The following is a 14,279-nucleotide window of genomic DNA, read 5'->3' on the forward strand; positions in this document are numbered from 1 at the left end:
ATTGCCTGGCGGGCGAGGCGCGCCGCGAGATCGGCGCCGTACTTCTACATCACAGCGCGCAGCTCAAACCGATCGCCGTTAATGCGGAACTGGCAGTTGCCGTTCATGCGCTCCACGGCAAGTTTGATGCTCTTGGTTCCAAAGCCGTGGCCCGCATGCCGGGTCACGGGCATGCCGTCGACCATGCGCGGCGCGCGGTCAAACGTGTTGGAAACTAACAGCAACAGCTGGCCGTCCTCAAGTCGCAGGTCAAGGTCGACGAATCGCTTTCCTTGGGGTGCGGCGCTTGCGGCGGTGATAGCGTTTTCCAAGGCATTTGAGAGCACGCTAAACAGGTCGGCGTCACCTACGTGGACGGTTTCGGGTACGGCGGCGCGCAGGTTGGCGGTAATGCCGTTTCTATTGATATCTGAGTTGAATGACGAAAGCGCGATGTTTACGGTCTCGTTGGCGCAGAAGCGGCGTACGGCGGTGCGGTCGCCGGCTTCGCAGAGTTCGTCGATGCGGTTGAGCGCCTCGTCGGTGTGGCCCTCCTCAATTAAAGTGGCCAGGCCGCGTAGGAAGTGGCGCATATCGTGGCGAAGAATCGACAGCTCGCGCCCAGATTGACGCCAAGCCTCGAGCTCTTTGATGGCGGCGCTGTCGCGGGTTTCGAGCATCCAACGCTCTCGCTCGGCGGTTTCCTTTTCTTCGTATTCGCGCAGGTAAACGGCAAGAAACATAAGATAGAAGGCACAGAGCGCAAATGCCAAAAACTCAACTGTCACCACCGAGCCCGAGTGGAACAGCGTGGTGTAGACGTTGGTGGCGTAGTCAAAGATGTAATAGACGAGCGGCAGGATTAAAAGGATGCCCAGCTCGGTGGGGCTTTTAATCGCCAGGCGGGGTCCAATGTCGCCGGCCCAATGCAGCAGGACGGCAAAGACGCCGAGCGTGGTAGCGATGCGTGCCAGATAGTACGCGATCTGAGAATCGGTTGCGGCAAATGCGGCGATGCCCATCCAATTGCTGAACTGGCAGCTCAGATAGGCGCTGGTGACGCCCAACGTCGCGAGTAGCGGACTCAAGTGGTAGCGCGCGCATAGGTAGACGGTAAGCGGCAAGTGCACGACGAGCGGATAGACCTGACGGGCAAAAAGCTCTCCGCCAACGACATTGGCGATCGAAAAGGCAGCGCCGGTTGCGGCTCCGACCCCCACCAACTCGAGTGCATGGCGTCGATTGATTTCGATACCGCACAGCGCCGCCGAGGCAAAGACGCCAAAGAGCAGCGTCGTGGCGTGGTGGATTGCCCAAAGGACCATTTCGACCGAGGAGATCATCAGCGCCTCCCGCCCTCAAAGCGCACCGCAAAGTAGGCGTCTTGGAACCCCTGCTTGCTGCTGCGCGACAGCGGAATGCACGCGCCCGAGCGCATGACGATGTCTGTGCGATCGAAGTGGTCGATGTTGCGCAAGTTGACCTGGTAGCTACGGTGGCATTTAAAGAAGGTGGCATTTTGCGCCAAACGGTCCTCGACGCTGCGGAACGATTCGAGTGCCTCGATATCGCGTCCGTCGCGCAGATGGAAGACCACGTGCTTGTTGCGCGCCTCGGCATATTCGATGTCGGACAGGCGCAGGGCGTGGTAGCCAAAGGACGTTTTGATCACGAGCTCGTCGGTTGCCGCCGGGCGCATGCTCGAAAGTTCGTCGAGTAACTGCGCCAGGCGTTCGTAAGTCACGGGCTTGAGCAGATAGTCGAAGGCGCGGACCTCGTAGGACTCCAGTGCAAACTCGGGCGACGAGGTGAGGAACACCAGGCGCACGGCGGTGTCGGCCTGGCGCAATTCGCGTGCGGTGTCCATGCCGTTGACGAGCGGCATGATCATGTCGAGCAGGATGATGTCGGCGCGCGACGCGGCATGGCGCGCCAGCAGGTCCTCGCCGCGCGTGACGAGCGCAACATCGACCGCCGTGCCCGTCTCGATCGACCAACGGTCGATCATCCGGTGCAGTCTATCTAGAAAAGCGGCGTCATCGTCGCAGGCAATAATCTTGAGCATTCTGAGCCCCCTTAGTAGTTCGATTTTGCCACATTGGGCGCGGACCACTCGCGGGGGAGCGCCCGTTCGTGCCTCACGGTGCGCAACTCGCGCCGAGCGGTATTGCGGTGGCGAAAGATGCCTCCTGCGCTATCGAGAGCTCGGCTATCCTCAGCTTGCCAGTTCGAAAATGGACCTGCCGCATGATTGAATCTTTATTTCAACCTTACACCTAGGTTTACAGCTGTCTTGTCAGCTGTAAACCTAGGTGTCATACTAAAGCCCCAAGATTCGCCAAAAGAGAGGGGCCTTGATGGCACAGAGCGCGAACATGGATGCGTCGGAGCTTGCACGCGATATCGCGGCCGGCCTAGCATCGGCAACGACGGCAACGGAGCGCGCGGCACTGGTGCCCGCAGAGCTTGTCGAGGCCATTCAGCAACTAAAAACCCAACGTGACGCGGTGATCCTGGCGCACTACTATGTGGCGCCCGAGGTTCAGGCTGTGGCCGATTACGTCGGCGACAGCTTCTACCTGGCAAAGCTCGCCAAAAGCCTACCGCAGCAGACTATCGTGCTGTGCGGCGTGGAGTTTATGGGCGAGAGCGCCAAGCTGCTCAATCCCACCAAGACCGTGCTGCTGCCCGAGCCGGGCGCGGACTGTCCCATGGCGCACATGGTCAAGCGCGAGACGGTCGACGCGGCGCGCGCCGAGTATGGCGACGACCTGGCCGTGGTGTGCTACGTCAACTCGACGGTCGAGATCAAGAGCTGGAGTGACGTGTGCGTTACCAGCTCAAACGCCGTCAAGATCGTCTCCGAGCTGCCGCAGCAGCACATCTTGTTCATTCCCGACCAGAACCTGGGCCGCTTCGTAGCCGAGCAGGTGCCCCAAAAGCACGTCATCCCCAACAACGGCTACTGCCCGCGCCATCACATCATCACCGTCGAGCAGATCGTCGACGCGACGGAGGCCCACCCCGACGCGCTCGTGCTGGCGCATCCTGAGTGCAAGGCTGACGTCCTGGCTGAGGCCGACTACATCGGCTCCACCGCCGGCATCATCAAGTATGCCGAGGAGTCCGACGCGAGCGAGTTCATTATCGTGACGGTCCGCGGCGTACTCTACGAGCTCGAGCGCCGCTGCCAGGGCACCGGCAAGAAGTTCTACTTCCCCGCGGTGCAGCCCACCTGCGTCAACATGGATCTCATCACGCTCGAAAAGCTCGTGCGCTGCCTGGAGACGGGCGAGGGCGAGGTGCAGATTGGCGTGTCGGACAAGGCCGCCGATCAGGCCAAGCTCACGCTCGACCGCATGCTCGAGTACGCAGCGCGCTAGAACAATGCGGCATGAGGGACGGTCCCTTATGTCACATTCAAGGGAGAGGATTCCTGTGGAAACCAAGCAATACCCCGATATGGAGTGCGACGTCGTTATTGCCGGCTGCGGTGTAGCGGGCCTGTATGCGGCTCTCAACCTGCCGACGAGCATGCGCGTGATCATGCTCTCCAAGGGCGCTGTCGACGAGTGCGATTCGATGCTCGCGCAGGGCGGCATTTGCGTGCTGCCCGAGGGTTCTGACTACGATGCCTTCTTTGAGGACACCATGCACGCCGGCCACTACGAGAACCGCCGCGAGAGCGTCGACATCATGATTCGCTCGAGCCGCTCGGTCATCAACGACCTGCTGGCGATGGGCGTGGACTTTGAGCGCAAGGCCGACGGCAGCCTCGACTTTACCCGCGAGGGTGCGCACAGCCGCCCCCGCATTGCCTTCCATGCCGACATTACGGGCAAGGAGATCACGACCAAGCTGCTTCAGGCCGTTCGCAAACTGGATAACGTGCAGATTTTGGAGCACGTGGCCATGACCGACATCCTGACGGCCGAGCGCGATGGGGCCACGGTGTGCACTGGTGTCGTCGCTGTTGCCGTGGACGAGGACGATTCAGCTCGCCCCGCCGACGAGCTGGCAAATGCCGCTGAGGGCGTGCATGTCGGTAAGCCGTTTAAGATCCATGCCCGCCATACGCTGTGGGCGACGGGCGGCATCGGTGGCGTATACGACCATTCGACCAACTACCCGCAGCTCACGGGCGACGCCTGCTACATCGCGCAGGAGCACGGCATTAAGATGGAGCACCTGGACTACGTGCAGATCCATCCCACGGGCCTGTTCTCGCCGCAGCCAGGCCGTACGTTCCTGATCAGCGAGAGCTGCCGCGGTGAGGGCGCGATTCTGCTCAATGCCGCCGGCGAGCGTTTTGCCGACGAGTTGCAGCCGCGCGACGTTGTCGCTGCCGCCATCCGCGAGCAGATGAAGCAGGACGGCACCGAGCACGAGTGGCTGAGCTTTGCCCCCGTCGAGCGCGACGTGGTGACTGGGCACTTTGCCAACATTCGCGCGCGCTGCCTTGAGGACGGCCGCGACATCTTGGACGAGCCCATCCCCGTTACGCCCACGCAGCACTACTTTATGGGCGGCGTATGGGTCGATAAGGACGGCCGCACTTCGATGCCCGAGCTCTACGCCGCGGGCGAGACGGCTTGCAACGGCGTTCACGGCAAGAATCGCCTTGCATCAAATAGTCTGCTCGAGGCGCTGGTCTGGGGTCGTCGCGCCGCGTGGTACATGCGCACCGGCGAGTCGCTGGCCGTGGAGCAGGCGGGCGAGCCCGCGCTCGATGGACGCCATCGCGCCCTGAGTTCCGATACCCTTGCAATCGATGATTTGGCCCGTGCCGCCGGCACGCAGGCCGCAGAGGAGTAGACCATGAATCCCATTACCATGAAGCTCGTCGTCGATGATCTGATTTTGCAGGCTCTGCGCGAGGACATTACGTTTGAGGACGTGAGCACGGCGAGCGTGTGCCCCACGGCGCGTCCCGCCACGGTGGAGCTTATCGCCAAGGCCGACGGCATCATCGCCGGCTTGGATGTGTTTGCCCGTACCTTTGAGCTGCTGGATTCGCAGAGCTCGGTGCTGCTCGACGTTGCCGATGGCGACGAGGTGCACGCCGGCGACCATGTGGGTCAGGTGCGCGGCGATGCGCGCGTGCTGCTTTCGGGTGAGCGCGTGGCGCTCAACTACCTGCAGCGCATGAGCGGCATCGCTACCTACACGCACAGCATGGCCGCGGCGCTCGAGGGAACCAAGACCGTGCTCGTCGACACGCGCAAGACCACGCCGGGCATGCGCGTGTTTGAGAAGGCGGCGGTTGAGATTGGCGGCGGCAGCAACCACCGCTACAACCTGTCGACGGCCGTCATGCTCAAGGACAACCATATCGATGCCGCCGGTGGCGTGACGCGCGCGATCGAGATGGCGCGCGCCCATGCGTCGTTTACCACGACAGTTGAGATTGAGTGCGAGAACCTGGACATGGTGCGCGAAGCCGTGGAGGCCGGTGCCGACATTATCATGCTCGACAACATGACCCATGACGACATGGCCGCCGCCATCGAGCTTATCGCCGGTCGCGCCAAGACCGAGTGCTCGGGCAACGTGGACGCCAGCAACATTCGCGCCCTGGCCGATCTGGGTGTCGACTATATTAGCTCGGGCGCCCTGACGCACTCTGCGCCGATCCTCGACCTCTCGCTTAAGCACCTGCGTCTGCTGGACGGTAAATAATGAACGCCCGCGAGCGTCGCCGTGCCATCATGGGCGTGCTCGAAGGAGCCAAGGAGCCCGTTTCGGGCAGCGCACTTGCCCGCGAGGTTGGCGTGAGCCGTCAGGTCGTGGTTCAGGATATTGCCCTGTTGCGTGCCGATGGGCACGATATCGTGGCGACCAACCGCGGCTACGTGCTGCAGGAGGCCCCCAGCAGCCCCGCCGTGCCCACGCGCTTGGTCAAGGTTCGCCACAGCGTGGAGCAGGCAGGCGATGAGCTCACGAGTATCGTCGACGCCGGTGGCGCCGTGCTCAACGTGATCGTCAATCACCGCGTGTACGGCAAGATCACGGCCGACCTGGACATCCGCAACCGCCGCGATGTCGAGCGCTACCTAGAGGGCATCGCCAGCGGCAAGAGCTTCCCGCTGCTGACGGTGACGAGCGGCTACCACTTCCATCGCATCGCGGCGGAAGACGAGCAGACCCTCGACGAGATCGAGGCCATGCTCAAGGAGAAAGGCTACCTTGCCGATTTAATGCCCTACGAGGATGATTTGTCCTAACCCGATACTGTCTTTATAAGTTGCGGTGAAATAGTTCCTACAATCGGCACCTAAGCAATGAGCCAGGAACTATTCCACCGCAACTGCCAAGGTAGCCCCGTCCCCAATTAGCTGCCTGTACAAACAAAAGGAGGCCTCCGCGGCGATGCGGAAGCCTCCTTTTTTGTGCACGGTGTACTTTTGAGTGTGCAAGTGGGGGAGTTGTTACTCCTCGACGATCTCGGTGATCGCGCCAGCGGGGCAAGCGTCCTGGCAAGCGCCACAGGCGACGCAGGAGTCCTCGTCGGCGACGGTAGCGACGTCCTGGAGCTCCAGAACGCCAGCGGGGCAGGAGTCGACGCAAACGCCACAAGCGATGCACTCGTCGGCATCAATTACGGGATGAGCCATGGTAGTTTCCTCTCTGTTGACCGACGCTACAGGCGATGCGCGTCGGTTTGATTCGGGCAAAAACATACCACGGGAGCGACCGTTTGCAATACCCTCTGGCCGGCATCTTCATACCGTTCGCCGAGTATGCCAAGGTTTACTAAAAAACGCGCAGGTGGGGCCGTTGAGCTGCGCAAATGTTAGCTATAGGTGACTTGTAATATTGACCTATTGAGCGCGCCTGCGGAAAGGGCATCCCGTTATTTGGCCGAAAACCGGGTCGCAGTTTCCGGTTGGGCCCGCTAGCGGAAACTGCGACCCGGTATCAGCTCTCAAAACGGGATACGGTTTCCGGTTGAGCCTTCAGACGGAAACTGCGACCCGGAATCCACGCTCAAACCGGGATGCGCTTGCCGCAAGACGGCCCCCAGGCACCCCCGGACGCAAACCTCAGTCAACTCTACATAGATCTCAATAGATCTGCCGAGAACTCAAACAGTGCATCTACCTGCACATTTGAGAACCTAAACTCTCAGAGATAAGAAATCTTATATGAATTGACTTAGATTTTGTATATTCCAGCCCATAAGGGGATACACTACATCCTGAAAGACAAGCCGAAGCGCCGCGCGACAGACCGTCGAGGCGGCGCGAACGCAAAAGAGAGAGGGAATTTCTAATGAGTAAGATTCTTGGTATCGACCTTGGTACTACTAACTCCGCAATGGCCGTTCTCGAGGGCGGTTCTCCGACCATTATCGTGAACGCCGAGGGCGACCGCACCACCCCGTCCGTCGTGGGCTTCCGCGCCGACGGCGACCGCGTTGTGGGTAAGGCCGCTAAGAACCAGGCCGTCACCAACCCCAAGAACACCGTGTTCTCCATCAAGCGCTTCATGGGCCGCAAGTACTCCGAGTGCACCTCCGAGATCAAGACCGTGCCGTATGAGGTCAAGGAGGGCCAGGGTGGCCGTGCCGTCGTCGATATCGAGGGCAAGGACTACACCGCCGAGCAGGTGAGCGCCATGACGCTCGCCAAGATGAAGGCTGACGCCGAGAAGTATCTGGGCGAGACCGTCACCGACGCCGTCATCACCGTCCCGGCCTACTTCAACGACGCCCAGCGTCAGGCCACCAAGGACGCCGGTAAGATCGCCGGCCTCAACGTCAAGCGTATCGTCAACGAGCCGACTGCTGCTGCTCTTGCCTATGGCCTGGACAAGCAGGGCACCGACCAGCGCATCCTGGTCTTCGACCTGGGCGGCGGTACCTTCGACGTCTCCATCCTCGACCTCGCCGACGGCGTGTTTGAGGTTCTGTCCACCTCGGGCGACAACCACCTGGGCGGCGACGACTGGGATCAGCGCGTCATCGACTGGATGGCCGACAAGTTCCAGCAGGAGAACGGCGTCGACCTGCGTCAGGACCCCATGGCCCTGCAGCGCCTGAAGGAGGCCGCCGAGAACGCCAAGAAGGAGCTCTCCGCCGCCCAGCAGACCACCATCAACCTGCCGTTCATTACCATGAACCAGTCCGGCCCGCTGCACCTCAACTACACGCTGACCCGCGCCGAGTTCGAGAAGATCACCCGCGACCTGCTCGAGCGCTGCAAGCAGCCTGTCACCAACGCCCTGCGTGACGCCAAGCTTAAGCTCTCCGATTTGACCGAGGTCATCCTCGTCGGCGGCTCCACCCGTATGCCCGCCGTCCAGGAGCTCGTCAAGACCATGACCGGCAAGCAGCCCAACATGTCCGTGAACCCCGACGAGGTCGTTGCCGACGGCGCTGCCGTCCAGGGCGGCGTGCTCACCGGCGACGTCGAGGGCATCCTGCTGCTCGACGTTACCCCGCTGTCGCTGGGCGTCGAAACCATGGGCGGCATCATGACCAAGATGATCGACCGCAACACCACGATCCCGACCTCCAAGACCGAGGTCTACTCCACCGCTGCCGACAACCAGACCAGCGTCGAGATCAATGTGCTCCAGGGCGAGCGCGAGCTTGCCCGCGACAACAAGTCGCTCGGTAAGTTCCAGCTGACCGGTATCCCGGCTGCCCGCCGCGGCGTGCCGCAGATCGAGGTCACCTTCGACATCGACGCCAACGGCATCGTCAAGGTCTCTGCTAAGGACAAGGGCACCGGCAAGGAGCAGCAGATCACCATCTCCGGCTCCACCGCTCTGTCCGACGACGAAGTCGATCGTATGGTCAAGGACGCCGAGGCTCATGCCGAGGAGGACAAGAAGCAGAAGGAAGAGGTCGAGGTCCGTAACCAGACCGATAGCCTGTGCTACTCCACCGAGCAGACCCTCAACGAGCTGGGCGACAAGGTTTCCGCCGACGTGAAGTCCAAGGCCGAGGCCGCTATCGCCGACGCCAAGAAGGCGCTCGAGGGTTCTGACGTCGAGGCTATCAAGGCCGCCGGCGAGTCCCTGCAGTCCGTGGCCTACGAGCTGGCCCAGGTTGTCTACGCCGACGCTCAGCAGCAGACCGACGGTGCCGCCGGCGCCCAGCCTGCCGACGATGACGTTGTCGACGCCGACTACGAGGTTGTGGACGACGAGGACAAATAATCATGTCCGCCCGTAAAGCTCGCACGGAGGCGGCCGCCGCTGGCGCCGCCCCCGTTGACTCTGAGGAGAAGGACGTGAAGATTCCCGTAGAGGCCGTTGACGATACCGTGGCCAACGAGGCCCCGGCCGCCGAGGCTGCCGAGAACCAGGTAGAGGATTCCAACAAGGAGGCGACGATGACCGAGGACGAGATGGTGGAAGCCGCTATCCGCGCCGGTGAGGAAGCCGCCGACAACGACTTTAAGCTCAAGTTCGAGCAGGCTCAGAAAGAGCTTGCCGACGTGCGCAATGAGCTCGATGCTGCGGCAGAGGCTCAGAAGGCCGCCGAGGACAAGGCAAAGGACGCCACCGAGCGTACCGCCCGTCTGCAGGCCGACTGGGAGAACTTCCGTCGCCGCACCGCCAATGAGCGTATCGCCGAGCGCGAGCGCGCGACCGAGAAGCTTGTTACCGCGCTGTTGCCGGTGATTGACGATATCGAGCGCGCGATCGACCATGCCCGTAGCCAGGAGCTTTCCGACGACTTTAAGCAGTTCGTCGATGGCGTCGATGCGGTGCATGCCAAGCTGCTCGATGTGTTTGCGCACGAGGGCGTTGAGCCCATCGACCCCAAGGGCGAGGCGTTCGATCCGCTCGAGCACCAGGCCGTGGGGCGTGTCGAGGACGCATCGCAGTACGACGAGACTGTCAACGACGTGTACCAGAAGGGCTACCGCATGGCGGATCGCATCCTGCGTTCCGCGATGGTGACGGTGACCTACGGTGGCGAGAAGCGCCCCGCACCGGAGCCCGAAGCGGCGCCCGAGGATGCTACGGCCGATACGGCCGAGAGCACCGAGGAGTAATTGAGAAGGGCCCCGGGGCAACACCCGGGGCCCTTTCTGGCCTAGTGCCATATGAAAGCATGAGCCGCCGCCCGCTGGGCGGCGGATGAAACAGGAGAGGAGCTACGATGGCTGCAGGCAAAACCTTCTATGACATCCTGGGCGTATCCAAGAGCGCCTCCGACAAAGAGATCAAGAGCGCGTTTCGCAAGCTCGCGCAAAAATATCACCCCGATGCCGGAGGCGACGAGGCCAAGTTCAAGGAGATTAGCGAGGCCTACGAGACGCTTTCGGACGAGAAGAAGCGCAAAGAGTACGACCAGATGCTCATGTTTGGCGGCATGCCGGGCGCGGGCGGCGCGTATGGCGGCGGCTACGGTGCCGGCGCTGGTGCCAGCGGCTGGGGCGACATCTTCGACAGCATCTTTAGCGGCAACGGCGCCTGGGGCAGCGATTGGGGCTCGGGCTTTGCCGGGGCTGCGGGCGCTGCCGGTGCCGGCGCTGGCCGCAGCCGCGCTCGCAAGGGCGGCGACCTGTCGCTGACCGTCGATGTGACGGCCGAGGACGCGTTTCGCGGTGTGACGCACAAGGTCACCTACCGCATTCCCTCGACAGGCGAGCAGCAGACCATTACGGTCTCGGTGCCTGAAGGCGCGGTCGACGGCGGCAAGCTGCGTTACAAACGTCGCGGCGAGTATGGCGTTGCCGGCGGCGAGCGCGGCGACCTGGTCGTGACCACGCATGTGGAGGAGCATCCGCTGTTTAGGCGCAAAGGCGCCGACGTGACCATGGAGGTACCGGTCTCGGTCTACGAGGCGGCGCTCGGCTGCACGGTGGACGTGCCCACGCCCGGCGGTGCGACGGTCCGTTTGAAAGTGCCCGCGGGTACCCAGACGGGCAAGAAGTTCCGCTTTAAGGAGATGGGCGCGCCCGATGTTAAGCACCGTGGCCGCACGGGCGCGCTGCTCGTCGAGATCAAGGTGCAGGTTCCCACGAACCTGTCCGACGATGAGCGCGATGCCATGACCAAGCTGCGCGAGGCCGACACGCGCGACTATCGCGAGAAGGTCAATCGTTACAAGGCGACGTACTAGGGCGGTCGCGGCGCACGCCCACGCCCGCGGGCTTATGATGGACGATAACGAGACGGAAAGGGGTCAGGTAGCATGGCCGAGGACAATAGGAACAAACCGCTGTACATGATCAGCGTGGCGGCCGAGCTGACCGGCATGCACCCGCAGACTCTGCGCGTCTACGAGTCCAAGGGCCTGGTGAATCCTCAGCGCTCGGGCGGTAACACGCGCCTGTATTCGCGTGCCGATATCGAGCGTCTGGAACTCATCAACCAACTGACCGACGAGGGCATCAACCTTGCCGGCGTGGTGCGCATCCTCGATATGAAGGAGCGTTCCGAGGAGCGCGAGCGCGAGAACGAGAAGCTCCGCGCTCGCGTGCGCCAGCTCGAGGACGAGCTGCACGAGTATAAGATGCAGAAGAAGATCACCGCCCTGGCCCCGCGCGACGGCTCAGTCAACCCCGAGCAAGTCATGCGCAAGCTGCTAGGTACGGGTAGCGACCTATAGCTCCGCCGACGCTGCCGGGCACTCATTGGGGACAGACTTAAATGAGTGCCCGCAGAATGAGAGTGGATAATCTCCCGTTTTTGGCCTGTTTGCAGGCTCAAAGTGGGAGATTATCCACTCTCGTCATTTCGGCGTCTAAGTCTGCCCCCGGCACCCAACTCGTTCTTTGCTTTACTGAGATAAAGTGAACGTGCAGATTCGTAACCCACTCGCAACCGTTCTATGGCACGATATTGAACGAATGTATGCTATGCGCCCAAATCGTTTTGGGCAGAGTGGGAGACAGTATGGTCAAGCTGTACGAGGACGGCATCTACCTGCGCGGCGGCAGCGAGGTTGTGCCTGCGGTCGAGGCTGCCGAGCGCGGTATTACGCAGACGCCCGAGGATGCCAAGCGCGGCACCATCGCGTATTCGATCCTCCAGGCACACAATACGTCCGGAGATCCCGAGGCACTCAAGATTCGCTTCGACGCCATGGCGAGCCACGACATCACCTTTGTCGGCATCATCCAGACGGCGCGCGCCTCGGGCATGGAGCAGTTCCCGCTGCCTTACGTGCTCACCAACTGCCATAATTCGCTGTGCGCCGTGGGCGGCACCATCAACGAGGACGACCACGTCTTTGGCCTCTCGGCCGCCAAGAAGTACGGTGGCATCTTCGTTCCGCCGCATATCGCCGTTATCCACTCCTTTATGCGTGAGAACTTCGCGGGCTGCGGCAAGATGATCCTGGGTTCCGACTCGCACACCCGCTACGGCGCTCTGGGCACTATGGCCGTGGGCGAGGGCGGTGGCGAGCTGGCAAAGCAACTGCTGCGCGACACCTACGACGTCGCCTATCCCGGCGTCGTCGCCATCTACCTCACGGGTGCCCCGCGCCCCGGCGTCGGCCCGCACGATGTGGCGCTCGCCATCATCCGCGCTGTCTTTGCCAAGGGCTACGTCAAGAACAAGGTCATGGAGTTTGTGGGCCCCGGCATCGCGAGCATGACGACCGACTACCGCAACGGCGTCGACGTCATGACCACCGAGACCACCTGCCTGTCGAGCATCTGGGCCACCGACGAGGACACGCACGCGTTTTTGACCATGCACGGCCGCGGCGACGACTATCGCGAGCTCAAGCCCGCCGATGTCGCCTACTACGACGGTTGCGTCGAGGTCGACCTGTCGAGCATCAAGCCCATGATCGCACTGCCGTTCCATCCTTCCAACGGCTTTGAGATCGACGAGCTCAACGAGAACCTCGAGGACATCCTGCACGAGGTGGAGCTCGAGGCCGCCAAGATCGGCGAGGGCAAGACGCACTTTAGCCTGCTCGACAAGATCGTCGACGGCAAGCTGCACGTGCAGCAGGGCGTTATCGCCGGCTGCTCGGGCGGCAACTATGACTCCGTGGTCCAGGCTGCCCGCGTGCTCAAGGGCGCCAATACCGGCTGCGGCGAGTTCTCGCTGTCGGTCTATCCCACGAGCCAGCCCGTGGCGCTCGAACTTACACGCCGCGGCTACATCTACGACCTCATGGAGGCCGGCGCAATCGTGCGCACGGCATTCTGCGGCCCGTGCTTCGGCGCCGGCGACACGCCCGCCAACAACGGCCTTTCGATCCGTCACACCACGCGCAACTTCCCCAACCGCGAGGGTTCCAAGCCGGGTAATGGCCAGCTGAGCGCCGTGGCCCTGATGGACGCCCGCTCCATTGCGGCAACGGCTGCCAACGGCGGCGTCCTGACGCCGGCGACCGACCTGCCCGAGGACACTTGGGACGAGGCCTGCGAGTACACCTTTGACGACGCGCCGTACAAGAAGCGCGTGTACTGGGGCTTTGGCAAGGCGGAGCCTGCCGACGAGCTGGTCGAAGGCCCCAACATCAAGCCGTGGCCCGCGATGGAGCCGCTCGGCGACGACATCCTGCTCAAGGTTTGCTCCAAGATCATGGACCCGGTCACCACGACCGACGAGCTCATTCCCTCGGGCGAGACGAGCTCCTTCCGCTCCAACCCGCTGGGCCTGGCTGAGTTTACGCTGAGCCGCCGCGACCCGGCCTACGTGGGTCGCTCCAAGGAGGTCGACGCTGTGGAGAAGCGTCGCGTTGCCGGCGAGTCCGCGGGCGACCTGGCGGCGTTCGATGCCGAGCTTGCCGGTGTGTTTGAGGCGCTGGCCGGCGCGGGTGTCGCGGCCGATGCCAAGGCGACCGAGTTCGGTTCCATGATTTACGCCAAGAAGCCTGGCGACGGCAGCGCCCGCGAGCAGGCCGCGAGCTGCCAGCGCGTAATTGGCGGCCTGGCCAACATCGTCCACGAGTACGCCACCAAGCGCTATCGCTCCAACGTGATGAACTGGGGCATGGTGCCCTTCCAGATGGAGGCCGAGCCCAACTTTGAGGTGGGCGATTACGTCTTTGTGCCGGGTATCCGTGCCGCGCTCGATGGCGACCTGAAGGACATCGCCGCCTACGTGGTGCGCGCCGATGGTGCGGTCGAGCAGATTGAGCTCTACATTGCCGATATGACGGCAGAGGAGCGTGCCATCGTCAAGGCCGGCTGCCTGATCAACTACAACAAGTTCAAGGCCGCTGCCGAGTAGCGCACTTAATTGTCCGCCCGGGGCTTACCCTTTCCCGCCCGCTCACGCGCTTCACGAGGGCCGCGTTCGGGAAAGGGTAAGCCCCGGGCTACATTTCTGCGTTCTCGTTGGGTCTTGAGGGACGCTAATAAATAGACTTG

At 62.4% G+C, this 14,279-nt stretch carries 12 protein-coding genes; 9 read left to right on the forward strand and 3 right to left on the reverse strand.

The genetic code is table 11. The annotated features are described in order from the left end of the window. Positions 1-44: 44 nt before the first annotated feature. On the reverse strand, positions 45-1,322 hold the full coding sequence (locus tag DWY03_RS03830) for a GHKL domain-containing protein (protein WP_117839952.1): 1,278 nt from the start codon (positions 1,320-1,322) through the stop codon (positions 45-47). Beyond that, a complete protein-coding gene (locus DWY03_RS03835) occupies positions 1,322-2,044 on the reverse strand; it encodes a LytTR family DNA-binding domain-containing protein (protein ID WP_117839953.1) in 723 nt (240 codons plus the stop codon). Before DWY03_RS03835 ends, DWY03_RS03830 begins: the two co-directional genes overlap by 1 nt. A 292-nt stretch (positions 2,045-2,336) precedes the next feature. Between DWY03_RS03835 and nadA the strand changes: the two genes are divergently transcribed. The 4 genes from nadA to DWY03_RS03855 are packed head-to-tail and all read left to right on the forward strand — an operon-like array spanning position 2,337 to position 6,203. Beyond that, the gene (gene nadA, locus DWY03_RS03840; protein WP_117839954.1) at positions 2,337-3,362 is read left to right on the forward strand and encodes a quinolinate synthase NadA; all 1,026 of its coding nucleotides are present in this window, start codon (positions 2,337-2,339) and stop codon (positions 3,360-3,362) included. A 28-nt stretch (positions 3,363-3,390) separates the two neighbouring features. Beyond that, positions 3,391-4,794 (forward strand): FAD-binding protein, encoded by a 1,404-nt coding sequence (locus DWY03_RS03845; protein WP_197032778.1) that lies wholly within the window; start codon positions 3,391-3,393, stop codon positions 4,792-4,794. 3 nt (positions 4,795-4,797) lie between these two features. Next, positions 4,798-5,658 carry a carboxylating nicotinate-nucleotide diphosphorylase gene (gene nadC, locus DWY03_RS03850; RefSeq protein WP_117839956.1) on the forward strand — a complete coding sequence of 287 codons (861 nt, stop codon included), beginning with the start codon at positions 4,798-4,800 and terminating at the stop codon, positions 5,656-5,658. Continuing rightward, the gene (locus tag DWY03_RS03855) at positions 5,658-6,203 is read left to right on the forward strand and encodes a transcription repressor NadR (RefSeq protein ID WP_117800607.1); all 546 of its coding nucleotides are present in this window, start codon (positions 5,658-5,660) and stop codon (positions 6,201-6,203) included. The genes nadC and DWY03_RS03855 overlap by 1 nt, the downstream gene beginning before the upstream one ends. A gap of 204 nt (positions 6,204-6,407) precedes the next feature. On the opposite strand, the gene DWY03_RS03860 is transcribed toward DWY03_RS03855, so the two are convergent. After that, positions 6,408-6,593 carry a DUF362 domain-containing protein gene (locus DWY03_RS03860; protein WP_006235216.1) on the reverse strand — a complete coding sequence of 62 codons (186 nt, stop codon included), beginning with the start codon at positions 6,591-6,593 and terminating at the stop codon, positions 6,408-6,410. A gap of 658 nt (positions 6,594-7,251) precedes the next feature. Here DWY03_RS03860 and dnaK point away from each other — a divergent pair. From dnaK to DWY03_RS03885, 5 genes are all read left to right on the forward strand, one after another. Next, entirely contained in the window at positions 7,252-9,144 is a 1,893-nt protein-coding gene (gene dnaK / locus DWY03_RS03865; RefSeq protein ID WP_055310046.1) for a molecular chaperone DnaK, read from the forward strand. Between the two features lie 2 nt (positions 9,145-9,146). Beyond that, a complete protein-coding gene (locus DWY03_RS03870) occupies positions 9,147-9,989 on the forward strand; it encodes a nucleotide exchange factor GrpE (RefSeq protein ID WP_117770264.1) in 843 nt (280 codons plus the stop codon). A gap of 107 nt (positions 9,990-10,096) precedes the next feature. After that, positions 10,097-11,062 carry a DnaJ C-terminal domain-containing protein gene (locus DWY03_RS03875; protein ID WP_117839957.1) on the forward strand — a complete coding sequence of 322 codons (966 nt, stop codon included), beginning with the start codon at positions 10,097-10,099 and terminating at the stop codon, positions 11,060-11,062. A 72-nt stretch (positions 11,063-11,134) separates the two neighbouring features. Beyond that, the gene (locus tag DWY03_RS03880; RefSeq protein WP_117839958.1) at positions 11,135-11,551 is read left to right on the forward strand and encodes a heat shock protein transcriptional repressor HspR; all 417 of its coding nucleotides are present in this window, start codon (positions 11,135-11,137) and stop codon (positions 11,549-11,551) included. Positions 11,552-11,838: 287 nt separating this feature from the next. Next, the gene (locus tag DWY03_RS03885; RefSeq protein ID WP_117839959.1) at positions 11,839-14,139 is read left to right on the forward strand and encodes a hydratase; all 2,301 of its coding nucleotides are present in this window, start codon (positions 11,839-11,841) and stop codon (positions 14,137-14,139) included. The last annotated feature ends 140 nt before the right edge of the window (positions 14,140-14,279 follow it).

It is taken from the genome of Collinsella sp. AF23-2, from assembly GCF_003459245.1.
Taxonomy (GTDB): domain Bacteria; phylum Actinomycetota; class Coriobacteriia; order Coriobacteriales; family Coriobacteriaceae; genus Collinsella.

Coding starts and splice junctions, on each gene's coding strand:
- nadA (WP_117839954.1), top strand. CDS start 2,337: ATGGCACAGAGCGCGAACATGGATGCGTCGGAGCTTGCACGCGATATC.
- DWY03_RS03845 (WP_197032778.1), top strand. CDS start 3,391: ATGTCACATTCAAGGGAGAGGATTCCTGTGGAAACCAAGCAATACCCC.
- DWY03_RS03855 (WP_117800607.1), top strand. CDS start 5,658: ATGAACGCCCGCGAGCGTCGCCGTGCCATCATGGGCGTGCTCGAAGGA.
- DWY03_RS03885 (WP_117839959.1), top strand. CDS start 11,839: ATGGTCAAGCTGTACGAGGACGGCATCTACCTGCGCGGCGGCAGCGAG.
- DWY03_RS03870 (WP_117770264.1), top strand. CDS start 9,147: ATGTCCGCCCGTAAAGCTCGCACGGAGGCGGCCGCCGCTGGCGCCGCC.
- DWY03_RS03860 (WP_006235216.1), bottom strand. CDS start 6,593: ATGGCTCATCCCGTAATTGATGCCGACGAGTGCATCGCTTGTGGCGTT.
- dnaK (WP_055310046.1), top strand. CDS start 7,252: ATGAGTAAGATTCTTGGTATCGACCTTGGTACTACTAACTCCGCAATG.
- DWY03_RS03875 (WP_117839957.1), top strand. CDS start 10,097: ATGGCTGCAGGCAAAACCTTCTATGACATCCTGGGCGTATCCAAGAGC.
- DWY03_RS03835 (WP_117839953.1), bottom strand. CDS start 2,044: ATGCTCAAGATTATTGCCTGCGACGATGACGCCGCTTTTCTAGATAGA.
- nadC (WP_117839956.1), top strand. CDS start 4,798: ATGAATCCCATTACCATGAAGCTCGTCGTCGATGATCTGATTTTGCAG.
- DWY03_RS03880 (WP_117839958.1), top strand. CDS start 11,135: ATGGCCGAGGACAATAGGAACAAACCGCTGTACATGATCAGCGTGGCG.
- DWY03_RS03830 (WP_117839952.1), bottom strand. CDS start 1,322: ATGATCTCCTCGGTCGAAATGGTCCTTTGGGCAATCCACCACGCCACG.